This window comes from Paenibacillus sp. PL91, assembly GCF_012935325.2.
In the GTDB taxonomy this organism is placed as follows: Bacteria; Bacillota; Bacilli; order Paenibacillales; family Paenibacillaceae; genus Pristimantibacillus.
The window spans coordinates 293,014-318,968 of record NZ_JABBYG020000004.1 but is presented as its reverse complement, the minus strand read 5'-3'; the positions used below and the strand labels follow the sequence as shown (position 1 = coordinate 318,968).

General features: G+C 49.2%; 17 protein-coding genes. 1 reads left to right on the top strand and 16 read right to left on the bottom strand.

Annotated features, from left to right (window positions below; all coding sequences use genetic code 11):
- Window positions 1-3 precede the first annotated feature (3 nt).
- From HI950_RS12625 to HI950_RS12590, 8 genes are all read right to left on the bottom strand, one after another.
- On the bottom strand, window positions 4-858 hold the full coding sequence (locus tag HI950_RS12625) for an ABC transporter permease (protein WP_223285267.1): 855 nt from the start codon (window positions 856-858) through the stop codon (window positions 4-6).
- 175 nt (window positions 859-1,033) lie between these two features.
- Entirely contained in the window at window positions 1,034-2,659 is a 1,626-nt protein-coding gene (locus HI950_RS12620; RefSeq protein WP_223285247.1) for an extracellular solute-binding protein, read from the bottom strand.
- Between the two features lie 209 nt (window positions 2,660-2,868).
- Complete coding sequence (locus HI950_RS12615) at window positions 2,869-5,166, bottom strand: helix-turn-helix domain-containing protein (protein ID WP_169082406.1); 2,298 nt, start codon at window positions 5,164-5,166, stop codon at window positions 2,869-2,871.
- Between the two features lie 206 nt (window positions 5,167-5,372).
- On the bottom strand, window positions 5,373-6,023 hold the full coding sequence (locus tag HI950_RS12610) for an SGNH/GDSL hydrolase family protein (protein WP_169082407.1): 651 nt from the start codon (window positions 6,021-6,023) through the stop codon (window positions 5,373-5,375).
- Window positions 6,024-6,040: 17 nt separating this feature from the next.
- Window positions 6,041-7,192, bottom strand: coding sequence for an alginate lyase family protein (locus tag HI950_RS12605; protein WP_169082408.1), 1,152 nt, complete (start codon window positions 7,190-7,192; stop codon window positions 6,041-6,043).
- 27 nt (window positions 7,193-7,219) lie between these two features.
- Window positions 7,220-9,499: a glycosyl hydrolase family 95 catalytic domain-containing protein gene (locus tag HI950_RS12600; RefSeq protein WP_169082409.1), complete on the bottom strand. Its 2,280-nt coding sequence runs from the start codon at window positions 9,497-9,499 to the stop codon at window positions 7,220-7,222.
- Window positions 9,500-9,544: 45 nt separating this feature from the next.
- The gene (locus HI950_RS12595; protein ID WP_169082410.1) at window positions 9,545-11,932 is read right to left on the bottom strand and encodes a glycoside hydrolase family 2 TIM barrel-domain containing protein; all 2,388 of its coding nucleotides are present in this window, start codon (window positions 11,930-11,932) and stop codon (window positions 9,545-9,547) included.
- Window positions 11,933-11,987: 55 nt separating this feature from the next.
- Window positions 11,988-13,124, bottom strand: coding sequence for a glycoside hydrolase family 88 protein (locus tag HI950_RS12590; protein ID WP_411268091.1), 1,137 nt, complete (start codon window positions 13,122-13,124; stop codon window positions 11,988-11,990).
- 196 nt (window positions 13,125-13,320) lie between these two features.
- On the opposite strand from HI950_RS12590, the gene HI950_RS12585 reads away from it, so the two are divergent.
- On the top strand, window positions 13,321-14,184 hold the full coding sequence (locus tag HI950_RS12585) for an AraC family transcriptional regulator (RefSeq protein ID WP_169082412.1): 864 nt from the start codon (window positions 13,321-13,323) through the stop codon (window positions 14,182-14,184).
- A 25-nt stretch (window positions 14,185-14,209) separates the two neighbouring features.
- Here HI950_RS12585 and HI950_RS12580 read toward each other — a convergent pair whose 3' ends face one another.
- From HI950_RS12580 to HI950_RS12545, 8 genes are all read right to left on the bottom strand, one after another.
- On the bottom strand, window positions 14,210-15,025 hold the full coding sequence (locus HI950_RS12580) for an ABC transporter permease (RefSeq protein ID WP_169082413.1): 816 nt from the start codon (window positions 15,023-15,025) through the stop codon (window positions 14,210-14,212).
- Window positions 15,022-16,053: an ATP-binding cassette domain-containing protein gene (locus tag HI950_RS12575; RefSeq protein ID WP_169082414.1), complete on the bottom strand. Its 1,032-nt coding sequence runs from the start codon at window positions 16,051-16,053 to the stop codon at window positions 15,022-15,024. Before HI950_RS12575 ends, HI950_RS12580 begins: the two co-directional genes overlap by 4 nt.
- Before the next feature lie 312 nt (window positions 16,054-16,365).
- Window positions 16,366-17,337, bottom strand: a complete 972-nt coding sequence (locus HI950_RS12570; RefSeq protein ID WP_169082415.1) for a proline dehydrogenase family protein — start codon at window positions 17,335-17,337, stop codon at window positions 16,366-16,368.
- A gap of 80 nt (window positions 17,338-17,417) precedes the next feature.
- Entirely contained in the window at window positions 17,418-18,224 is an 807-nt protein-coding gene (locus HI950_RS12565; protein WP_169082416.1) for a helix-turn-helix transcriptional regulator, read from the bottom strand.
- 298 nt (window positions 18,225-18,522) lie between these two features.
- Entirely contained in the window at window positions 18,523-20,592 is a 2,070-nt protein-coding gene (locus HI950_RS12560) for an alpha-glucuronidase family glycosyl hydrolase (RefSeq protein WP_169082417.1), read from the bottom strand.
- Window positions 20,593-20,604: 12 nt separating this feature from the next.
- Complete coding sequence (locus HI950_RS12555; protein ID WP_169082418.1) at window positions 20,605-24,054, bottom strand: glycoside hydrolase family 2 TIM barrel-domain containing protein; 3,450 nt, start codon at window positions 24,052-24,054, stop codon at window positions 20,605-20,607.
- Between the two features lie 7 nt (window positions 24,055-24,061).
- A complete protein-coding gene (locus tag HI950_RS12550; protein ID WP_411268090.1) occupies window positions 24,062-24,895 on the bottom strand; it encodes a carbohydrate ABC transporter permease in 834 nt (277 codons plus the stop codon).
- Window positions 24,896-24,953: 58 nt separating this feature from the next.
- The gene (locus tag HI950_RS12545; protein WP_317618352.1) at window positions 24,954-25,856 is read right to left on the bottom strand and encodes an ABC transporter permease; all 903 of its coding nucleotides are present in this window, start codon (window positions 25,854-25,856) and stop codon (window positions 24,954-24,956) included.
- Window positions 25,857-25,955 lie beyond the last annotated feature (99 nt).

Sequence of the window (25,955 nt, the reverse complement as noted above, 5' to 3'; positions counted from 1 at the left end):
CTCCTACCACAAACTCGTTTCATTCCATTTTCTGCTTATCCAGTTAGCTGCAATCAATAGTGTAAAATTGACAAAGGAGTTAAACAGGCCTACGGCCGAGCTAAAGCTAAAGTTGAAATCCTGAAGGCCCACCCTATATACATAAGAGGAAACGACGTCCGCCGTAATATAGGTGGTCGGATTGTAAAGTAAAATGATTTTCTCAAACCCTACGTTCATCATGCGGCCTATTTCCAAAATTAATAAAATAATAATGGTAGGCAGAATCCCCGGAACCGTTACATGGAGGAGCTGTTTCCACCTTCCGGCTCCATCCATTCGCGCCGCTTCATATTGCTCGTTATCGATGCCTGTCAGCGCTGCCAAATAGATAATCGTCCCCCAGCCTATATTTTGCCAAATGCCGGATGACACATAGACCGAACGGAACATGCCCGGCTCGAGCAGGAAGGTGACGCGCTCTCCTCCTATCCAAGCGATAAAGTCGTTAATGACGCCTTCGCTGGAAGTGAAGTCTTTAATGATGCCGCATATAACCACAAGGGAAATAAAATGAGGCATATAGGTAATGGTTTGCACAGCCCGCTTGAAAAGCGTATTCTTCACTTCATTCAGCAGCAAAGCCAAAATAATCGGTGCAGGGAAACCAAAAACCAATTCATAGAAGCTGATCATAATCGTGTTCTTTATCGTTCGCCAAAAATAAGCACCGGTAAAAAAAGTCCGGAAATGCTCAAACCCTGCCCATTCGCTCCCTAAAATGCCAAGCCGCGGCGAGAAATCCTTAAAAGCAATTAGCGCTCCGTACATCGGCCCGTAATGAAAGACCAAATAATAGAGGATAACCGGGAGGAGCATGATATAGAGCCATCTATTTCTGCTTATATCAAGCAAGATACCAGCTCGTTTACCGGGTAAGTATGCAGGCGCTGTTTTTAGGTTTGGCGCAGCCATTTCTGCTTCACTCCATTCTTGTTGGCCGGAAGGCATGAAGCAGCGCTCGCCGTCTGCCTTCCGTATGCGATTTTGGCCATTAACGCTGTTTGTAACGATCGTAGGCGTCCTGATAGATTTTTGTAATTTTGTCGATACCCATGCTCTTGATCTGGTCTACGTATGCGTCGAATTTTTCGATCGGTTCTTGACCCATAATAAACTTCAGCAGCATTTCTTCCTTGTAGCTCGCAATAGCCGTAATCAGCTTCGCGACCTCTTTGGATTCATCAAGCGTCGGTGTAATGAAGGCAGGCATAATATGCTTTGCCGCATCAGTATTTGCCCAAATGACCAAAGCCTCATCCTGTTCCTTGAACGAATTGAAGTTGTTTTTGCGTGTATCGCCATAATACGGACCGTTAGGCTTCGTGTACTGAGAAATCATTTGCTGCAAATTGTATTGCGGATCTTCCGTTATTTTTTCCGTATACGCCAGCGTACCGTTGTTGTTCGTGTAGCTCTCGCCTTCAATACCGAAGTTGTAGAGCATGGAACCCTCTTCGCTGTATGCGTAATCAATCCATTTCACTGCAAGCTCGGGATTTTTGGAATCTGCCGAAATCGCCTTGCTCGCAATCGGATTATAATAGAAGTCCTTATGGCCGATAAATGCTTTCTCTCCCTTGTTCAGCGTTGGGTAAGGGGCAGCGACCAGCTGGAATTTCTCGTTCTGCTTCTTGCCCGTATCCATCCATCGGCCCATGCCGCCGCTTAGCAAGCCAACCGTTGCGCCGGAGGCGTTGCTCATCATTTTGCTGTCAAGGGATTTGGAGTCATTGTTCAGCGCAAAATCCTTATCGATCAAGCCTTCCGAGTACCATTTGCGCAGCAAGGCCATCGCGTCCTTAAATTGCGGGTCAATCGGACCATACCTCACTTGGCCTTGATCATCAATGTAAAACCGGTTGGCAGTCTTATACGCGCCAATGAAAGCATCCTGGATGTTAAATTCCACGCCGTATTGCAGTGTGAACGGAGCGGTCGCTCCCTTTTGCTCCTTAAACGCCTTCAATGCCGTGTACCACTCATCAATCGTAGTCGGCACCGGCAGGCTCAATTCATCCAGCCAGTCCTTCCGGATCATCGGACCGCGAAATACGGTACCATTTTCCGGACGAATCATCGGGAATACGTAATAAGTGCCGTCGTCCGTTTTCAGCATTTTGTCCAGCTCGGGATTCTCTTGCAAAATTTTCTTTAAGTTAGGCGCGTATTGGTCGATCAGATCATTCAAAGGAAGAATAACTTTGTCCGCAATCGCCTTGTCAGGCCCGCCCGGATAACCAGTGTTCCAATCGTATTCAATGACATCCGGCAAGTTATTGGAAGCGATCAGCAGATTGAATTGCTCCTTCGCCTGACCGTCCGCAGGATGCGAATATTTCACCTTTACGCCGGTTCGCTTCTCCAGCTCTTGGCCAAAAGGCGAATCTGCTAAGTTAGGAAAAAAGGTAATTAAATTCGTATTGATCTGTTCCCAAGATGTTAGCGTGTCTTTTGTTTCAATCGGATAAGAAAACGCTTCCAAATTATCAGTCTTTGGCGAAGGTGCGGGATCTGCCTCGTTCTTCTCGTTCTTATTGCCGGAACATGCCGCAAGCATACTTGATACGAGACAAATCGTTACCGCCATTCCTATTAAGCCTTTAAACCGTTTCTTCATTTAAATCCCCCTACTCGTTAATTATTGTTGCCTTGCCTATTGATTGTGCAGCATAATCAAGCGTTATAGATATCATCAAAACTAGAAATCGACCTTCAAAATCGGCAATAACGTATCTCTAATATGTGAACTGGTCATGCAATTCGCCAAAAGACAAGTAAAAACGGCTTTGCCGTCTTTATCCAAAGGGCGAAGCCGTTTCTCAAGTTCTACAACATATCTTTATATTTGCCCGGCGTAATGCCTTCATATTTTTTGAATACTCGATTGAAGGTATTAATATCTGAGTATCCAACCTGTTTGGCTATTTCCGATACAGATAAGGAAGTCGTCCTAAGAAGCTGCTTGGCGCCTCCGATACGCGTTTTGTTAATGAATTCAAGAAGCGCCTCTCCCGTTTGTGCTTTGAACTGCTTCGAGAGATAGGAAGGAGTCAGGTTGAAGGCTTCTCCCAGCGCGGTAATGTTCAAATCATCGGAGCTGTAGCGCTGCTCCACATAAGCGATGACCTGTTGACTGAGCCGGCTGTTATCGCCGCTTTTCTCATCCTGGATGGAATCGCACACTTTCTTTAGAACTTCGCTGATTTGGACCTGCATTTCCTTTATCGTCTCGCAGGCGAACAATTGATCCACCGAATTGATTTGACCCATCAAATCTCTTTTATCGCTTGATCCGATTTCACTCAAAGTCTTGAGAATCGTGCTAATTAAATCAAATATGAGACATTTGGCAAGCGGAACCGACATCCCGGCCCCCGACACATTGATTTCCACTATCTCGTCCAGCATCGCCTTCGCTTTATCATAATCGCCTGTTTTGATTAAATTGATCAATTGCTGCTCAATATGCAACGGATAGTAGTAGCTCCTGGATTCCCGGGTTGCTTCCGATAGGTCGCCGTACCGAATAATTTCTCCGCTTCCCATGACTAGGCGGTACTCAAGAGCCGTCATTGCCTCTTGATAGGCCAGAGCTATTCCCTCCAGCTGCTCATGAGCATTGCTGACCGCTACCGTCAGATGAACATGGAAATGATCGAGCATAAACGTTTTAACCTGCTCCGCAAGGGCCATTAGCTCTTCCTCATCGCGATATTCCTTGAAATTGATAATGCAAGCTTGTAAGTTGTCGATCTCAGTCGTGTAGGCCTGATGCCTGCCTTCCGCCACTTCTTCCGCCACGTTCATAACAAGAAAATGTACTAGCTTTGCCTTCGGCAGATCGATGAGGCCAGATATTTCAAATTTACCGTAGTGATCGACAGAGAACAGCAGGACAGCAAATCGGCTAGAAGCCAGTTTAATAGCATGCACATCAAGCGATTCCTGCATCGGCATATTCCCATCAAGCTGCCCCTTCAATAACCCTTGAAGAAAATGGGAGCGAATGGAATTTCGATGCCGCTCAAAACGTTCCCCTATCTTTTCTTTCTCTGCAAAAGTATCATCGAGCAACGTTTTTAAATAACCGAACTCATTCGAGCCTGCCTCGAAGTTAATGCCCGAACGCGAGACCAGACTGCGAATCAGCGTGTTGATCGGGTTGTAATTTCGCTTTAAAAATAAATAAGTGACAACTCCACCTATGAAGAGGCTGAGAATGAAGCTGATATAGATTAAATTTTTTACCAGCTTCATTTTCTCGTCAAATAGTTTGGCCGGAACGATCGTTATATATTTCCATCCCGTTTTTCCGGAAGCCGTATAGGAAACGGCTATTTTTTGTTTTCCTGTCCCTTGATAAAACATCCCGCTTGTGCCCGTTAATTTCTCATGCGTAAGAGTATCGGAGCCGTTTGCATTGCCGGTAGCAGCGATCAAACGGTTTTCCTTATCCAGTATAACGATGGAAGATTTGTTGCTGGATGAAATATTCGCAAGTAAACTGGAATCTTTAATAATAAACAATAAAACGGCGCCATCCTGCTCCGAATTATCGAGAGTGAGCGAGCGGGCGTACATGACGGCCTTCGATGCTTGTCCATCTTCCCTGTAAGTGATCGGCACATATTCATTCGTATAGCGTTTGCCGAAAATCGCCGACCATCTATTTTTGTCCATCCCATCGGTATACGTCATTTCGAACAGCCTTTGACTGTCCAGATGCTCCCGCGAGGAAATGACAGTATCGCTGTTTTTATAATACACATAGATTTCTTCAATGTAGTCGTTAGCCATTTTATAAATCCGCAAATCCTTAGCAATTCCGGCCAGCGTGTAATAATCAGGATCTTTGATAGGGGCTTCAACGTCTAGAAAACCGGCAAGCCGATTGCTTAACGTCATTTCCGTGCTTAGCCGTTCAATATCCAGGAGATTGCTGTCAATCGCTTGCTCCATTTGATTAAGAAGAGATTCATTGGCCCGGTTAACCTCCGAGGCTACTACATGCCAGGTCGCCGTATATATAATTCCGCTAATAATAATCGGGACTAACAGGACAGATATGTATGAAATTAGCCAGGTAATGATTACGCTGCGCGTACGGAACTTGATTATACCCATAAATAGCTTCGCCCCCCCCCCGAATCTGACATGCATATGTAACATTTTTTAGTATTCGACACGCTGCCTGTTTTACCTGCCGCATGCAGACGTTGTCGCGGGCTACGAAGGGCGCAGCGCTCTAGCGTGGAGGCATAAAGAAAACCTGCTCGCAAGAGCAGGTCAGTACAAGAAAGCCTATATCGTCAGTATGTATCATGTCAAAGTCATTGCAATTGTGCAGCACCAGCAGCTCCGACGGTTTGCAGCCATGCTTTGGCGATCAGCGCATGCCCGGCAAGAGAAGGATGAACGCCGTCTGGCGCCCAATAGCTAGATGGCGCAGTCATGGAGGCTTGCGCGAACAATCCGTCCAGCGGAACGAGCCATGCGCCGAATTCCCTTGCCAGCTCCCGTACCACATTGATTTTCGGATCGAGATCCTCACGCCACCCCTTCCGGTCTTCGGGTACCGGAAGAACAAACGGCTCGATCATGATAAGTCTGGCATCAAGCTCCGCTTTCGTTCGGCTGAGCAAATCTCGGTATTGCCGCTCGAACTGCTCGGCAGAGGTCGGATCGTTCCTATCATATCGCCGCCAGCAATCGTTGATTCCGATATAAATCGATACCACGCTCGGCTGCAAGGCCACACAATCCTCCTGCCATCTTGCTTGCAAGTCCCTCACTCTATTCCCGCTAATCCCTCGATTCAAAAATGTCACCTGCCGCTCGGGATATACCGACCCGAACAACGCTGCCGTCATGCTTGCATAGCCTCGACCAAGATCGGACGGGTTGTCCCTGTTTCTTCCGGTATCGGTAATGCTGTCGCCTTGAAATAGCACGATATCCCCTGGTTGAATATTAAATTTCATCTGCTTCTCCCCCAGTTTTAATGGTAGCAATCATCTCGATTCGCTCTCTTCTCATTATGTATTAACCAGAGCAGAGGCTGCCGGAGCGCCGTGTTCCGACGGATTTCCGGAACTGCGGAATCAGGGGCCATCGATTGCCATAAACCCAAATAACGCTCATCTTGAAAGGCAAGTCCGGCATAAAGCATGAAAGGCATCCGTACCGGCCAACTGTCGAAATGCTCGATATCGGCCGGGAGTGGCCAACTTGACTTATTCGCCAGATACGGATACAGATAATCAAGACCGAGCCGAATCCCCCTTCCATCCGAAAGGCGGAAATGCCATAAATCATCATGCGGCGTGGACAGCAATTGACAAAGCGTTACCATATTGTCTATGACAAAGATCGAATAGCCGTATGGCTTCGTGCGCGCCAGCTCAAGCGGGAAGCTGCCGTCTGCAGCCATTTGCGAGGGCAGCAACATATTTTTGTAACGCTCCCTGCACATGGCCATTACGGCAGCGTTGCCCGTAAACGAAGCGAACGCGGCCGCTTGTACTGTCCAGCATACGGCATGGTTGTTCGCTGCATCGCGTTCTTCCAGACCGTAAGGATGCGTCAGCATCCATTCGAGATAATCCGCAAACCAGCTTCTCAGCAATGAGCCTTCACGTTCTGAGAGCGCCCCTGCCGCTTCAATCACTTCCGCCGCAGCAGGGATATCGATTAAATGAAGCGTATCAATGATACCGAAGCCACGCCCAGAGCAAACGCCCGGAATCGCTTGGGCATATCGGAGATGCGGGTTCATGCGGGTCGATTCATTCAGGAAAAAATGGCGAAGAAGCGCAGCAGCCTTATCCGCGTAAATACGACGGCCTGAAACCGCATATCCTGCCGCAAGATTGGCCGTATGCGTCCGCATTTCGCGGAGCGCTTCCCGATGCGCGGTGAACGCCCTTGGGTACGATTCGCCATCCCTTCTGACGTATGGCAATCCGCTTTGCGTATCCGGATTTGGCCACCAATAATCGCCATTGGAATAATAATCGTGCTTGCCGCCAGGGCTCAGCCCAGATCGGCATTCCGTAATGGCGATCATCGGCGCTTCAAGCGAGCGGTCAGCCTTTGCTATTACTTCTTGCAAATCCGTTCGCCACTCACAAAGCGTATCCATCGTTAGCATTGGGCAGAAACTCCTTTCAAAAGACATTTAATCGGCAGTCCAGATTGGAATTCCGTACAGCCTCCATGGCTTGAAGCCTCCGAAGTACCCGCATAAATGCGGCTCTGCCGCTACAGGGCGAACCTGCGGCAAACGGTCTCCGTTTTCCAAAGCCGGATTGCCTGCGGCATCCACTTCATACAGTACAATCTCCTCTCCTTCAGCCAGCACCAATTCAAATCGCCCGTCCCCTAGCGGAATCGCCTTCGCTCCACCGCCTGCCGTTACACTTACGCTGTCAGTCATATCAGTTATTAGACGACAAGACATGCCAGCCAAGCTTTTGACGCGAATCCACGACGTCTTTCCTCGCGAGCGTACTGCACTGACAAGGAAAGCCCCCTCCGCACGCAGGTCATGGAAGGCTGCTTCCTTCCAAGCGCCCGGCAGCGCGGGAAACACGCGAATCCATTCGCCCCAGCTCTGCAGCAGCATATCATGTAGGGCTTCCGCACCCGCGAGCGGCGACTCGATAACCGGACCGGCCTCCTTGTACATCGTATTTGGTTTCAATATATGGAGCAGCGACTTCAGGTAAGCATGCGCTTCGTCGCCAAGACCGATTGTCGCTGCAATGGAAGACGCTCCCGTGAACGTAAAGCCGCGCAAATCTCCTTCCCTCGAAAACCAGTGTCGAAGCGAGCGTTGTATTAGCGCCCTCTCTTCCTTCGACTCCATATTCGCAGTATGCAATGGAAAAGCGGCCATCATATGGCTGAAATGCCGATGCCCGAACGCTAGAGGCTGTCCACGACCGATCATATAACCGGTCTCGTCAACGGGAAGAGGAGCAAGACGCTCAAGCGTTTCCGTCCACTCCTGCCGCTCAGCATCGAGCTCCGTTGCCGTTGCAATTCCGTCATGCTCTGACGGTTCGCTGACGCGCAGCAGCACGCGGATTCCCCATTCGAGCAGTGCGAGATCATAATGGGCATCCGGCACCGTCAACTGCAGGAATGAACCGTATTCCGGTGAAATCGTCGGCGGCAGATGCAGCAGGCCGTCGTCTCCTTCCGTCAGCAATCGCATATGGAAGCGTACAGCCCTCCGCAGCAGCGGAAACAACAGATCCTTCAACAAATCCGAATCCATGGAATAACGGTATTGTCGCCACAGATTATGGCATATCCACAGCAGGTTCCCCTTCTCGTCATCGACGGGGCAGACCAGATCGTAGCTGCAGCTCCGTCCGAGACCCGCCGAATCCTGTCGATACTCCTCGGGGACGTTCATGACCAATTGATCAAACTGCCCTCGGATCGCCTTGACCAATGACAAGCCAAGCTCCAGCCGATTAGAGGCATAGACGGGAGAGTATGACATCTGCACGTTCATGTTGAACCAAACGCCTGGCCAAGGCGATGAAGTAAGCCAAGGTCCCTGATTGTCTATAATCATGCCGTCTGACCGTGTAGCCGATGCGAGCTTATACATTTGTATCCAGTAGAATCCTTCCAGCTGCGTGTCCGGAATCGAGAGGAAGCTTTGCGGGTAATACGCATGCCACCAGCTGCGGTGCTGTTCAACCCACGCATCCCATGGCTGTCCACATGCCCGGCTTACCGCTTCCGATGCTTGATCCGCCGAGGATTCATCCGCTCCGTTCATGACCGACAAATAAAGGATGCGCCGTCTATCAAATCCCTCGGAAGCTCCCTCCGACTCTTTCTCGGTCCAGGCTGTCGCGCAGCCGCCTGTTCCTTCAGGCTTGAACGCGGCCAGGCCGATCTCGATGCCGTTTCTATCTGACCTTGTCACTTCCTCTTCGGGAATATATTGATTCAGATTGCGGCCGTCCGCATTTTGCAGAATCGGATCAACCTCCGAATAGGGATACCACCGGAAAGCTGCGCTGTCTTCACCTGCCGACGTTTCCAGCTCCACCGCCATGACCATTTCTCGGCTATGCGCGATGGCTCTTAGCTTGACCGTTCCAGCGGTCGTCGTTATTTCCGCCTTGAGCTCCGCATCCCATAAATGCAGTCGCATACTGGTTGGCTGATATATCCAGCCTGCCAGCTCCAAATGCAACTCGCCAATCGGCACGCGGGGAGAAAACCCTCCCTCCGGACGTCTTGCTGTCACATCTGTACGCCCTAGCACAAATCGCAGAACGTTCCGCTTCAAGCGATGTTCCTCGCCGTAAACCATAGCGCCAAGCCAGCCGTTGCCGATAAAGGCGCCTTGATCCCAGGAAACAGGCTTTACTGACCAAGTCAGGTCATGCCTGCCTAAGAAGGATGACCAATCCAGCCTCGTATCGATCATTTATTCCACTCCTTTTCTACGTTCGGGCGACGCTTGCCGGACTTCTTACAATACAAGGCCCGCGCCCTTTAATCCTTCCGATATCGCACATACAGTCGTAAGGCCGCCTTCCGGATATTCCACCTGAATCGAAGCCCTTCCATTCGCCAGCTGAACATACCTGCTCCCGCGGGCAGTCCCAAGATTATCGATCAGCCTGCCTCCACCAGCCAGTGAGAACCGGATGAAATTCGCAGCATCTGGACAAAACCTATTCTTTCTGTCGAGAGCTTCGATCTCCAAAAGTGCTGTTCCTTGCGAAATCTTCTTTGCAGTCATCCGCAAATTAGACGTCTCCGACCACAGCTCCGTTACGTAATCGAATTGCAATTCATCCGAGACCGTAACGCCGTCTTTTTCCGCTATGACTCGCAGTGTATTGACGCCTTTTTGGAACGCTATTTCCCAGCTTAAGCCCGCGCAAGGAAAGCTTTGAGAATCACGATTTCTTCTGCCGCAGCTCTCGCCATTTACAAATAGCTCTGCTGTTTGGCAATTGGAGTAAATACGCACCTTCTTTTTCTCGCCAAGCCCTCCCCATCTGGTTAACCACGAATGCCCGTAAATACGCGCCATAGGCTTGTCGCTCCAGTAGGATTGAAAAACATAGTACGCTTCTTTCTTCGTCAAATCACGCTCAACTACACCTTTTTGGTTGACATACGGTACAGGGTTATCCGGCCTGAGCGGTGTTGAGAAATCTTTGAATACCCATTGCGCCGTTCCTGTCAGCCATTCCATCTTCTCCTGCGTTTTCAAATGCCAATCGATTAAATCGCAAAAGTAAGTTTCGGACCAGTCACCGTCTGCCGATACGCGCGGATCTCCGCCGGACATCAGGAAGTCGCCATCGCGCTCCTCTGCAGTCGCCTGCGCCGTAATATTTTGGAATCCGGTATAGGGGTGCTCGACATGCCTGCCCGCCATTGCGTCAGCCCCCCATTCCATATGGATAAACCGGCTTGTTTGCTCGAAGCCGTGGCGGCTGTAATCCTCATACTTGGGATAAATGCCTCTGTACCAGCCAGCCCAAATCGAAGGCGAATAGACATCAACGATATCCTTGCAAAACTCGCAGCGCCTAATGCCCGTTACCCGCTGCGGGTCGCGCTCATGGGCAAGGTCATGCAGCTCCTTCATGAATGCACGTATTTGCTCTTGATCGAAATCGTCAAAGTCGCCTTCCCAATCGTTCTCGTTGCCGAGTCCCCAAATCATAACCGACGGATGATTGTAATGCTGCTCGATCATCGCCCCCAGCATATCGCGGCACTGGCGCTTGTAATCGTCATTGCCCAGACCGCCTCGGCACCAAGGAATTTCTTCCCACACGAGAATGCCCAGCTCGTCACATAGATCCAGCACCAGCCTCGACTGCTGATAATGGCCGAGCCTGAGGAAGTTAACGCCCATATCTTTAATCAGCGCAAGCTCGGTACGGATCATCTCATCTGTCATAGCAGCGGCAACGCCCGCATGATCGTCATGCCGATGCGTGCCCCGAATGAGCAGCCTCTTTCCATTCAGCAGGAACGGTCCTTTCTCTACAAATTCGTAGAACCGGACGCCGAACCTTTCAACAGCCTCGTCCATGCCATGTATGCTATCCAGCCTGATCTCGCAAGTATAGAGAGCTGGAAGATCGGGACTCCATAAGGAAGGTAAGCGAAGCTCGAACGAAGCACACGCTTGCATGCCTTCCCATGGCAAAGCTTCAAGCTCGAAACGTTCGACCTCTTTTCCCGAAGGATCGCGAACGACTCCGGTCAGGTTAACCTGCGACTGCTTTTGCTGCGGATTGTAGAGCCTTGCCTGTATCTGGACCTTGGCAAAGTCTCCGGATTCCGCCTTAACTGTCACATGAACGCGGTCCAGCGATACATTCGGTACATATTCAAGATGCACGCCGCGATACAAGCCTCCATACAGATTGAAATCGCTAATGTCCGACGGAATCGTCTGAAGGTCGCGGCTGTTGTCGGTCATGACCGCGATTGGCGCTTGCCCGTCAAAATACGGCTTGCTTTTGGAGCGTTCCACTGCCTCGGTAATGTCGATCCTAAATTCATCATACCCGCCGTTATGGTTGCCGACTTCTTCTGTGCCGACGTAGACGGCTGCTTTTTGGCCTGCGCCTTCAAAGCGCAGCAGCGTCCTCCCCTCTGGATAGGGATTGCTAACATCAAGTCTAGTACGGTACCAGCCCTGCCCCTGATAATATTTGACATCGGGATCAACTGCGTCGTATTCGTTAAAGCAATGCGGAAGGCTCACCACTTCCCAAGGAAGATGATACAGCGTCTGCTTCAGCTTATCTTCTCGCCATACCTCCCAGACCCCGCCCAGGCCTCCCCGGTAATGCTCCCAGCCTTTAGAAAGATTCATTGTTTTCATGATTCACCTCTAGGTTTGATCTTTACAACTTGATTCTCACATACGATCCGCTTTATTAAAAAATACGGCGCTTCCAGCCCATCAGCTTGGCGACCGCCTCGATATAGTAATAGTCTCCATAGATAAGAGAGACGTTGACATTGGAGCCGGCAGGCTTGTTCCCGGTTCCACTCAGCAATATGGCCTCATGTTCAGGACGGTCCCAGGTGCCGTAGCTCCGAGTAAGCGAAAGCAGAATACGCTCAGCCGCTTCGCGATATGGACGGCCTTGTATTTCTGGGAGCGCTTCCGACAGTTCGATTAGCCCCGAGGCTGCGCATGCGGCGGCCGACGTATCGCGCGGTTCTTCGTCTAGCGACTTTGCTGCGCGGAAGTCCCAATGCGGGATGCTGTCGGCTGGCAGCATCGCCATAAAATAATGCGCGACCCGCTGCGAAGCATATAAATACGTTTTATCGCCCGTATAGCGATATACATTTGCCATGCCGTGCAGCGCCCAAGCTGCTCCCCGGCTCCAAGCGGAGTTCGGCCCAGCTCCTTGTCCGCCAAGCGATTCTATGGCTTCGCCTGAAGAAGGATCAAAACTCACGATATGATTAACCGAACCGTCCTCACGGATAAAATGTTTAATAATCGTGTCGGCATGCGTTTTGCCGATATGGGCGAATCGCGGATCGCCAATCTCCTCGGCCGCCCAGAATAAGAGAGACAGGTTCATCGCCGAGTCGATGATCGACCAGCCCGTCTTGTCTTGGTTCCATGCGCGCAAGAAGCCCCCTGCCATATTAAAGCGGCCAGCCAAAAAATTCGCTGCGGCCAAGCCGCGCCGTTTGCCGTCTTGATCGCCGGTAACCTTGTATTTCATAATCGCCGATGGCAGAAACTGAAATCCGACGTCATGGTGGAAGTTGTGGTCTTCTATCATTCTGCGTTCAAATCTGCTGTCCCACTCCCATGCCGCTTCCTTGTAATGTTCCTTTCCAGTCATGTCATGCATGATCCAAAGCATGCCCGGCCAAAATCCCGCCGTCCACCAATCGAGACGCATATCGTCATAGATGCCAGTCTCTTGAGCCGCCACATGCGGCGACTTGTCCCCCATCTGCCCGATCATCCGATCAACCTTTTGCTGCAGCGATTCCCAAAGCGCTTGAAGCTCCTCCCGTTGTATCCTGCCGTTCTGCGATAACATAGTTACCATCCTTTCATCTCCTCGCATTTTTCGATTTATTAGTAAGTCAGAAACATTTTTTTAAACAATTCCCGAATTTTTTAAAAACCATTGCTGCAACTTCTATCTTCAATAGTAGCAAAAAATGATCAACCCTAGTTTTGCGCTCTTATGATAAAATGTTGCTATATTACGGTTTAATACGGGAGCGTTTTAGATGAGAATTTTAAATTATATGAATTTGTACAGCCACCCTGTCCAGCTCTCTTTTCTCAAGGATCGAACCGATGAATTCGTTGAAGTCTACCATGCCCATCAAGGGATGGAGCTGTTATATGTACATGAGGGGAACAGCCAAGTTATCGTCAATCAGCAGATCGTCAAGCTGGCCCCGGGCTTTCTCTTTTTCTTCCGTCCCTTCCAGCTGCATCGCATTCAATTGAAGCTCGCGCCGGAATCCCGCTATATCCGATCATTATTCGTCTTCGAGCCTTCCAAGCTTGATGAGTATCTCGCTCCTTTTGCCTCATTGCGTTCGTTTTTCAACCGTCTATGGAAGGAACCTCTAGAGCAAGCGCAAGTATTTGAAGGCTTGCCGCAAGAAGCTTTCCGCAGCATGTTCGAGAGCTGTCGCGAGCGCATGGCGAATACGCAGCCGGAGCTTCAACTGGAGGAGGAAATGCTGTTCCTCGTTTCGCTGCTGCATCAGCTAAAGCCATTCGAAGCTCCAAAGCAGCGCAAAGACCCGCTTCAGATACGGAGTTCCTCCATAGCTGAGCGGGTGATGAGCTGGGTTGAGCAGCATTATAAGGATGAGTTTGATCTGAAACGGCTTGCCGATGATATCCATTTAACTCCCAATCACGTATCGGCAGCCTTCCGGCTAAAAGCAGGCACGAGCATTACCGAATATTTAACCGCCCGCCGCATCCGCCAAGCCTGCTGGCTTCTTAAGATGAGTGACCTATCTATTCAGGAAGTGGGACAAGCGATCGGTCTGACGAACAGCTCCTACTTCTGCAATCTGTTCAAAAAGCATGTAGGTTTAAGCCCAAATCGCTACAGGCATTCGGAAAGCTGAAGATCGCTAAAAATCGTTCGTTTCACTAGGTCCGGCGCATATACGCACGCACCGTGATAGGTGCAAAGATCGCCACAATGACAGCAGCTCCGATGAGAGAAATACCAAGATCCGAGCCAATGGTTCCCGTGTTGGCGAGTTCTCGAACGGCAGTGACGAGGTGCGAGATCGGATTGACGTTAACGAACCATTGCAACCAGCCCGGCATCGTATCAACCGGCACGAAGGCGTTGGACAGAAACGTAAGCGGGAACAGCACAATCATCGAGATGCCTTGTACGCTTGAAGCCGTACGCGCAATGACGCCGAAGAAGGCAAAGATCCAGCTAATCGACCAGGAGCAGATAATGACAAGAATGGCAGCAATGGCGACGCTGCCGAGACCTCCGTCGGGCCGGTAGCCCATTATATATCCCATCGTAAAGGTAAGAACAGTCGCAATGGTATATCGGACGGTGTCTGCAAGCAAAGCTCCCGCGAGCGGAGCTATTCGCGCGATAGGCAGTGACTTGAACCGGTCAAACACGCCTTTATCCATGTCCTCGCGCAATTGGACGCCGGTGACGATTGAGGTTGTGATCACTGTCTGCACGAGAATGCCTGGAATGATGACAGGCAAATAGCTCACCACGTCGCCAGAGATAGCCCCGCCAAAGATGTAGGTAAACATTAAAGTAAAAATGATCGGCTGAAGCGTTACGTCGAACAGCTGCTCCGGCGTACGACGAATTTTCAGCAGTCCCCGATAAGCCATTGTCAACGAGTTTCGTAACGTCTGGCCGAAGCTTGTGTAGTTTTTCAGCTCACGGCCAGCAACCGACTTCACTGTACGACTGCTCATACTCTAGCCTCCTCTTTCTGATTCGATTCGACGGACGCCGGTACCGCGTCCTCCTTCATACCAGTGCCTGTAATGTTGAGAAACACCTCATCGAGGGTCGGCTTCTGCACACTCATCTCGGCCAAGTGAATCCCCGCTTCACGGAGGGCGTTAAGCAGGTCTGTGACATGGTCGACGTTCGCTATCGGCGCAGTCAACTTTCCGTCTTCGTACGACACATTTACCTGAATACGAAGCACCTGTTCAACCGTCTTACGGGCTGCCTCGATATCCTGAGGATTTTGGACTCTCAAATGCAGCGACGAGGAACCGACAGACGCTTTCAGCTCATCCAAAGTGCCCTCGGCGACGACTCGCCCATGATCGATAACCGCGATCCGGTCTGCCAGCTGGTCTGCCTCTTCGAGATACTGCGTCGTTAGCAGTACCGTTGACCCCGTCTTCACCAGCCGGCGGATCGTATCCCACATCTGCGCACGCGTTCGCGGGTCCAGCCCGGTTGTTGGTTCATCCAGGAAGAGGAGCGGCGGCTGTGCAATAAGGCTCGCTGCGAGATCGAGCCTGCGGCGCATGCCGCCGGAGAAATTTTTGAGCGGCCGCTTTGCCGCTTCCGTCAAACCAAATTCCTCAAGCAGCTCCCCTGCCTTTTTCCGCGCCTCTGCTCGCCCCAGACCTAGCAGCCGTGAGAAAATGATCAGGTTCTCGGTAGCGCTAAGCGACTCGTCTACCGAAGCGTACTGACCGGTCACTCCGATCAATTGACGGACAATCTGCGACTCCTTTACCACATCATGCCCAAAGATTCGCGCTGAGCCCTCGTCTGGCCTTAGCAAGGTCGCCAGCATTCTAATCGTAGTCGTCTTACCCGCTCCATTTGGACCAAGCACACCGTAGATCGAGCCTGCGCGAACGTTTAAATCTACGCCATCCACCGCGCGAAAGCTGCCAAAAGCTTTAACGAGTCCGCGCGCTTCGATAGCCCAATCGCCATTGTCAGCCTCTTTTTTCTTTTTAGGAACATATTCCATTGCAATTCCTCCAATATCAGATGATATAGTCATCCTAATGCACTTTTTTAAACGGAATATAAACGATGCCTGATCTGTAATTTATTATTTTTTAATAAAATGAACTTTTTAACGCGGTTATGACTCTTATTAGGGAAAGAGGTGAAGGCATGAATGTCGTACGTTTGGTGAAAAAAGCAAAGAGGGGGTAATTGAAGGGTTGCACTACATGAAAACATATCATGAAATAATGGAGATACCCGTTGATTAATAAGTAAACTCTTAAGAGGCGCATCCAATAAAAAAAAGTCCACGAGCTATCGTGGACTTTCTTCAGTTATACGATTGCACAGGCTCAATTTCCTCATTGCTCACCAAATCTATTACCGCTTGGAAAAGATTCGGCGGGTACTCTGCTATTCGATGGCATAGGTACAAATACCATTCCTGTCCATAAGTCAAATAAATCCTTACCGGATGTCCGGCTGCTTTCAGCCTGCTGCTCAAATCCGGGCGAATTCCATACAGCATCTCGAACTCTATATTGGAGCCCGTTAACCCCTGATCGAGCAATGTTTTAATGATCTGCTCGTCATGGGTAGCGATCGACACGAAGTGTCCTTGGCGAATCGAGCTTTCAACCAGCTCAACATAACGTTCATTAAGTGCTGGAGAACGAGGAATCGAGCGGTCATCCGATTCTTGATAAGCGCCTTTGACGATACGTACACGACATGGTGAGGCAAGCATTGCCAAATCCTGCGGCGTTCGTTTCAACTGAGCCTGTAAAGTAATGCCGACATTCGGATATATGGAAGCTGCCCGCTTATAGACAGAGAGTATCTGCCCTGTCTTGGATGACTCTTCCATACTAATGAATAGTTCTACGCCCGCTCTCTGTGCTTGCTCCGCTAGCTTCATCAGATTCGAAAAAGCAAGCTCGGTGTCCAGCGAAAGCCCGATATGCGATAGATCGAATGATACTCGAGCTGGGGTCCCCTTTTGCCCAAAATCATCGATCAGAGTCATCATCTCTTTGACTGCTGCCTCACATTCAGAGGCATCTGTCGTATTTTCACCGATGTACTCAAGTGATATCGCATACCCTTTTGCGATAAGCTTCTGTCCTGCATCCAGTCCATCTTGACGAGCTTCGCCCGTCACAAACCTCGCGGCCGCATGTCGCAGAATTCGATTCAGCTGTGGTGTCTGTTCCACATATGATTTTAAATCTGAACGGCGAGCGATAGATTTAAGCGCGGCTGTAAATTGTTTTTCCAAATCTAATGCTTGGTCTTGGTACATCGTACTACCACTCCTTCTTTCAAGTAACTCCAAGTGTACAAGTTAGATAGGTGGCGGTATTGTATAAAATTGCTCTATTCTCAAATCGATAACGCATATTTTTGCGGCGTTGCCCCGACAATTTTGACAAAGGCCCTCGCGAAATGACTCTGGTCATAAAAGCCCACTTCTGCCGCAACGTCGGCAATTGGCCGCTGCATCGCCAATTCCGTCTTGGCATGGTTGATTCGCAGCAAGAGCTGGTAAGCGTGCGGAGGCAGATGGCTCCACTTCTTAAATAAACGAACGAGATGAAATCTGCTGATACCTGCTTCGCGCTCCAGCTCCTCCAACGTGACTTTTTCGGAAAAATGCGCATGCAGATATTCTTTTATCAGCTTAACGTACTTCTGATCCTGTTTGCCTTGAGGCTCATGTTCAAGATCGGAGGCATTCTGACTAACAAGCGCTTGTATCAGCTCGATTAAAGCTGATTCGATCTCAAGAGGAGTACCTTTGCTCGCAAGTGCCTCCATCGTACGGTTGATTTGCAAACGACAGGCTTTATTTTTACCATCTTCCAGTAAATAAGGGATGCTAAGCTGGTCAAGCTCCCGTTGCTTAAGGCCTTGGAACCATTCAGGCTTAATGAAGAGCATTTTGTACTTCCATTCCTGGCTCTCGAGGGGATGGCAAGCATGCATCATCAGCGGTGGAAAACTGATTAGCCTCCCCGCTTCAACCCGAAGCTGCTGTCCATCGCACCAAGCATTCGTTTCTCCTTCATCAATTAGTCCAATCGAATATTCCTCATGAAAGTGCTTATGATAGGCAAGATCGTTCGCCCTACATTGCTTTGCTTCCAAGAAAGGCAGTGAATCATCGCGGTGAAAGGCCAAAGCCGGCATGCTTGGTACCTCCTATTTTATTCATATTTGTCGTGCATTCATGTTCTAAGTCATTAATCATATATGACCTTTCAAGAATATCCAATAAGCAACAAGGAGTAAACACATCGAATAGATTTATTTTAGGTTTGAAAATGATTTGAGAGGCTGTCCCTGAAGCTTGATGATCTTCAGATACAGCCCCTCTATAAGCCTTTTTAAGAAAACGTAATGATATTGAACCTATGACGATCGGCAATAGGACGAGCTTTTTTTCATGCAAGGTCAAATAGATTTTAAGGCAGTAAAATATTGGCATTTAATAAATGGTGCGTCCCAGCTCGTCCGCGATTCCGCTTTTACGGTAGAAGTACGTATTAATGGTATCGCGCCATTCCTTGGCATGCTCGGCTTGCTCGAGAAGCCTTGCCTCGACCTGAGCGTACATCTCTTCATCAACCAAATTCCGAAGCAATCTCCAAGCTGCTGCTTGTTTTTCCGCGCGGTCCGCGCCTTCGAAATGCGTATTGTAAATATGTTGGATCACCGAATTCCCCGATTTTAGCACATGCGTATAGGGAACATGATGAAAAAACAGCAGCAGCTCATCCGGACAGCGGTCGAGCGACTCGTAAACCTCGGCGTTCCCGCCAAAATATTGGGAGGTATAGCCGGTTCCCGATTTGACGGTTCGATCAACGCCTATTCCGTAACGATCGGCGAAATGGTACGTCCCCCATTTGTCATATTCATAGCCGTCCACGCTCGGTCCATAGTGATGGTTCGGACTGACCATCCAGCCCACCCCAAGCGGCGCCGTATAGGATTCGTAAATGTCGAGCGATTCCATCAGCATGCCGCATACGTTGCTGACCACAGCCTCATCTGAGCCAAGGGTCTGCATCACCCATTCCTCGGCAATTTCTTCCGAAGAAAGCTGCGGGTTCCACGCAAGCCGCCCATATCCGTACAGATTGGCCTGAGCAAGCGGGTGTCCAGTCCAGTTCGCATCGTCTCCTATGTTGGATACGGCCGCAAAGCCCCCGTAAGGCCTGCCGTACGCGGAACCGTCCACAATCCGCCTCACAGGAGAGGCTTCGCCCTGGCCCTTGGCGAATGTTTCGAAGTCAAGAACAGACTTCCACTGCGGAACCAAATAACAGAGATGCCGCTGTTGTCCCGTGTACTCCTGCGAAATTTGAAGCTCGATGATCTGATTGGTCCGCTTCATAGCGCCGAGCAGCGGAGAAACAGGCTCCCGGACCTGAAAGTCCATCGGTCCGTTTTTAATCTGCAGAATAACGTTATCCTTAAACGCACCGTCAAGCGGCATAAAATGGTCATAAGCCGCTCTGGCGCGATCGGTGGATCGGTCCCGCCAATCCTGCTTGCAATTGTAGACGAAGCAGCGCCAGATAATGACGCCGCCGTAGAGCTCTAACGCTTCCGCCAGCATGTTTGCGCCGTCGGCATGATTTCTGTCGTAAGTAAAAGGACCCGGACGGTTTTCGGAATCCGCCTTGACTAGGAAGCCTCCGAAATCCGGAATCGACTCATAGATTTCAGCAGCGCGTTCGCGCCACCACCCGCGGACTTCCGGATCCAGCGGATCGGCCGTTTGCAATCCTCCGACCTCTATTGGGCTGGCGAAGTTGATGCTAAGGAAAAGCTTGATGCCATAAACGCGGAAGATAGAAGCCAGTTCTGCGATTTGCGGCAAATACTCCTTAGTAACAAACCTCGATTCCAGTTTGTGCACGTTCACATTGTTGATCGAGATTGCATTCAAGCCAACTGAGGCTAACAGCCGCGCATAATCACGGATGCGCTCCAGGCTGAACGAAATGGCGTTCTCACGATAGAAGATCGACTGCCCTGCGTAACCCCGTTCAATGCTGCCGTCGATATTATCCCATTGGTTAATCATTCGAAGACCGTTAGCCGGACTTTCGATCACGTCGAGGTCCGTTGATGCTCTCCCATGCGCAAGCAATCGCAACAGATGAAATGCGCCATATAAAACGCCTGCCGCGGTATGCGCGCCGATCGCGGTAACTGCGCCCGACGTTCGGATGACGAAGCCATCAGCACCTAATCGAATCGCCGCGTCACCGCATATTTCCCGTAGCCGATCGTTTTGTTGGAACGTGCCCAATATAATACCATTCTCCGCTAGCCCGTGCTTTTCGGCCTGCGGGTCAGCTCCGAACATCGAGCCGATCCCGGTAACCAGCTCCGAGACGGCTGCTCTAACGGTCTCATCATTATCGGACGACGCTATCCATCGGAAGCGTTCTGCTTCCCGCTTCCGAAGCGCCGCATCGCCGATTGCCTGATACCCAATCCAAGCCTTGTAAACGAATCTATCCTTTGATGACTTCTGGTCCATTCTTCCCACCTCCTACCTTTCAAATCGGAACCATTCGAAGTCAAAATAGCTTCCAGGGAGAAATAGAAAGGTCACATTTTGTTTCCCTGCTATTTTTTCCAACTCAAATACTCGCTCTTCATATTTATCTGACTGTACGAACTCAATGATCTGATTGCTTACGTCTTCATGATTAGCGAATCGGATATGAATGGTATTTTTATCGATAGGCGACTTCCCACAAACGATAAGCTTCGTAGCGCCTTCGCTTGTAAAATCCATTTCTTCAAAGGCAAGGGAAACATTATTTCCGATCCCTTCCACTCTATTTTCTTTGATTGCGAACGTATCCCCATAAATGCGATCGCATTCGGCGGCGAAATTCCGCTCAAAGGCTCTGTTTTGGGTTTGGAAATAAAATCCTTTGATATGCACCTTCTTATGAAGGACAAAACAAATCGAAGTGATGCCGCAAAGCCTTTTGGGCAGGCGGTACGTCTCTTCTTGATATACGTTCCACCTGGATTCTTTCTGATACAAAACTTCAGACCGTAATGCACTGCCCGCTTCGCCTGGCATCCCTTCCCAAATTTGCAGTGAATACGGTTCGCTCGTTAAAGCGAAGATAGGAATCGTGATAAGGTCTGAGCCATACGAACCAAAGTCAATGTCTCGAAAGCCAACCTGGGTTTCTCCATCCCTGCTGGTAGCGATTCCTCTCTCGTTGCCGTTCCCCACTTCGCCTTTGCTGTAATCATAGAGTCCTGCTGATATAAATCCATACGGATCTTTGTACGCTATGCCGATACCAGAAGCTTTAAATTCCAGTTGGGAGATGAGCTTCGTCTTGTCGGTGCCATTGCTGCTCGTGCAGCGAACTCGGAATTCCCCATCGCCCAGAGCCGTGATCTTAGCCATGCTACCCGACGCTTCTACCTTGGCAATGTCTGATGCAATGCCCGTATCATTCACAACGCTCCACTCTATTTTTTGATAAAAAGCATCATCGGGGCATAATCTAGCCCGTACGACGATCTCTTGTTTGGATGGATCAAAAACTTGTCCCGAATCGCTTGCGATTTCAATCTTACGGAGAGGTATTTCATCATGGGCACCCATTATGCACGGCTGCTCCCGGTTTCTCACGCTTGCTGAGATTCCCAATACGGAATTCTCATCCTCTCTTGCTGACAGCGACTGTAGCTCTAGCATCCGGCTTTCGATCCCGGTGGAGGTAACTTCGATTCGCAGCTTGCCGGGTTCTACCGTGGACGCTATGATGGCCATCAGTTTACCGCTAAACAACCTTCTGCTTAACCCTTTGTACGAATCATAATCCGTACTGTCGCCGTTATCCAGACCAATCAAACGGCCTGCTCCTGTGACCTCTACGCGTACGCGATTATTCGCATTTTCGACCGGATTCCCTTCCGCGTCCTCCATTGTTATTTCGACGAAAATGAGATCCTGTCCGTTAGCGCTCATCTCTTTTTTATCCGCATGCAAGCAAATTCGCTTCGCATCTCCAAAGGATCTTTTCACATCTGTTGCGATCACTTTGCCGGTTTCATCGTAGGCTATCGCCTTTAATTCTCCTTCTTCGTAAGGAATTTTCCACCAGCCGATAAGCTCCGTTCCATGCCTATGGTCGATATCTTGGATTCCTATTCGCGTGCCGTTGAATTGCAATTCGATTCTAGGCGCATTCGAGCATACGCGAACATCGATCATCTGGCCTTTATTAAAGTCCCAATAGGGGAAAAGATGAACCATCGGTTTTGTCTTGTAATCTGTCCAAGCCGCCTGATAGATGTAAAAGGAATCCTTCTTAAACGTAGCCGTATCTATCTGGCCAAAATAAGAGTTTTTGGTATGATAGGGCGTTGGCTCGCCTATATAATCGAATCCGGTCCATATAAATTGGCCGAGAGAAAAAGGCGTATCCCGTTCCGCAAGAATACAGGCCTCTGCAGACTTTGCTCCCCAGCTCGTCGAGCTATTCCCGAGTGCTGAGCATTGCTCGTCGTCATCGGCAAGAATCGATCTTTCAAACGGAAAACGATAGATGCCTCTGCTTTGAACAATCGAGGCTGTCTCGCTCCCGTAGATGATCCAATCTGGATGCTCCTCATGATGTTTGCGATAATATTTTTCAGCATAATTATATCCCGCAACCTTTACGATATCCGCGCATTTTTGAGCGTTCTCCCAAGGCATATAATTCGAACCGATAGTTACTCTGGCGTTTTCTTTGGGATCGTATTTCAGCACTTCGTCCATCAGCATTTTGGTTAGCTCTTGCCCGCTCTCCCCTGCATGGGTATCGTAAATTTCATTTCCGATGCTCCACATGAACAAACTCGGATGGTTCCGATCCCGTTTGACCCAGCTTTTCACATCGATAGGGGCCCAATCCTTAAAAAATCTCGCGTAATCATAAGGCGTTTTCGGCCTTTCCCACATATCGAAAGCTTCTGAGACAACAAGTAATCCCATCTCATCCGCCAATTCCATAAACTCCGCCGCAGGCATGTTATGCGCCGTTCGAACCGCGTTAACGCCCATTTCTTTCAAGATTAGAAACCTTCTTCTCAGCGCCTCTTTGTAAAAGGCAGCACCCAGAGCCCCCAAATCATGATGCTCGCAAACCCCATTCAGCTTCATTTTTTTTCCGTTTAATAAAAATCCTTGTTGGGGGTGAAGCACGATTTCACGGAATCCGATGCTTTGCGTAATGATTTCAACGGCTTCGCTAATCGGATTGGCATCTCCCTCCGCTGAATCCAGCAGCTGCATTTCCGTTACAAGCTGATACAAATGAGGAGCATCCGTACTCCATAGCAAAGGATTTTTAATAGATAGGCTTTGCCGATGCCGTGTAATCGAACCCAATTCCGCAGTGATCCTCTCGGAAACGGCAGCGATAACCTGATCCTTATACACAACCGAATGCGCGATATAAGCGTCCTGATCAAGAATCATTTCCGTTTCGATATCAACCTTCCAGCTATCCTCTTCCTTTATCGTGCTAATATAAATGCCATCCGTCTCAATATGATTGCGGCCTCTTGTCTTAAGCCATACATTGCGATAAATGCCGGCGCCCGAGTACCATCTGCTATTCGGGCTTTGATGCACGACCTTCAACACAATTTCATTTTCCCCATCCTCTATTGCGTCCGTGATCTCATGTTCGAAGGATGAATAGCCGTATTTCCATTCTCCAATATACTTGTGATTGACATATAGGGTTGAATCCATATAAACCCCATCGAAGCAGAGCAGAACCTGTGCATCTTCTTTGGTGCAAGTAAATCTCTTTCGATACCAGCCTATGCTGTTCTCATACAGATTTAAAGAATTGCAGATAAGCCAATCATGGGGGATGTCAACTGACTCAAATGTCAAAGAAGCGCTATCCGCCGCTTCCAGGCCGCTTTTGGCAAATTCCCATCCATCGTTAAACAATGTTTTCATATTCATCACCTTTTCATCCCTTCAAGGCTCCCACCAATACACCCTTCACGAAATATCTTTGCAGGAAAGGGTATAGCATCAGGATCGGAGCTGTTGTCACCATAATAGCCGCATATTTCAACGTTTCGGCTATGCTCTGGCTATGCTGAAGCGTTGACGTGCCAATCATATTCGCATTGTCGTTTTCTAGCAAAATATTTCGGACCACTAGCTGAACAGGAAACAAATCCTGATCTCTCAAGAAGATCATGGCGCTAAACCAGCTGTTCCAATGTCCGACACCATAGTAAAGGATCATGACTGCGATTACTGGCATCGACAGTGGAACGAATACTCTAAATAAAATGGTATAATGCCCCGCCCCGTCAAGAAACGCGGATTCCTCTAGCTCCTTCGGAATCGACTGGAAATAGGTACGCATGATGATCAAATTAAACGTGCTGACCGCTGACGGCAAAATTAGCGCCCATAACGAATTTAGCAGCCCGTAAGATTTAACGATTAAATAGAAGGGAACTAGCCCGCCCTGAAAAAACATCGTAAATACAATAAGAAACATAATCGGTTTGCTAAGCATGACACCATCCCTGGAAAGAAAATAGGCGCCAAAAGACGTCAGCGACAAATTTACGATTAATCCTACGAAAAGAACAAAGAAAGTATTCTTAAACGCTTGCAGAAACGTGGAGTTACTTAATACCGCTTTATAGCCGTCCAAGGAAAACCCCTGAGGCCATAACAATATGCCGTCAAACGAGATTAACCGGTTCCCGTCGCTAAGCGAAGAGAACAAAATATACAGCATCGGATATAACGTTGCGACCATGAGCAGCAGCATAATGATCATATTGGCTATATCAAAAATGCGCTCGCCTACAGATGTTTTGTGCAATGTACTCGACTCCTCACCATAAGCTGTTCTGACTGACGCGTTTGCTGAAATAATTGGCCAGCAGCAGGATAACGAAGTTGATGACGGAATTGAATACCCCCACCGCTGTGCTGTAGCCATAATTGAATTCCAGAATGCCTTTGCGATAGACATAGGTTGAAATGACATCCGCCGTTTCGTAGATACTTGCGCTGTACAGCAGGATGATCTTCTCAAAGCCCACGTTCATCAAGTTGCCCAGCGCAAGAATGAGCATAATCATGACCGTCGGAAGAATACCCGGCAGCGTAACGTGCCAGATCTGCCGAACCTTCGTTGCTCCGTCGATTTTGGCTGCCTCATACTGCTGCTGGTCGATTCCCGAAATTGCCGCCAAGTAAATGATGGTTCCCCACCCGACCTGCTGCCAAATCTCGCTGATCACATAAATCGCCCGAAACGAACCCGGCTGTTGGAGAAAGGCAATCCGGTCTCCTCCGAAAAATGCGATTACGTCATTGATCAGACCGTCGGATAAAGTAAAGTACCGGATAATCCCGGCGACGACAACCAGAGTAATAAAATGAGGCATATACGTAATCGTTTGAGTAATCCGGCGAAAAATCGAGCTTTTCAGCTCATTCAGCAGGAGAGCAAGGATGATGGGTGCCGGAAAACCGAAAAGCAGATTGAAAAAACTAAGCAAAACCGTGTTTTTGATGACTCTAAAAAAATAGATGCTCGAGAAGAAATCCTCGAAATGCTTAAGTCCGACCCATTCGCTGCCTAAGATGCCCTTCGCGGGCACGAATTGCTTAAAAGCGATAATGGCGCCGTACATCGGGACATAATGGAACATTACATAGTAGATAATGACCGGAAGAATCATCATGTATAAATATTTATTGCGAATCAAATCTTTGCCCAAACGCGCAATAGGCATGCTGCGTTCCCCCTTATCGCCAGTCTTCTGCCATTCCAAGGGCAAACCGCCGCTTGTTATGAAGCAAGCGGCGCTTCTTAACCCAAGCTTTGG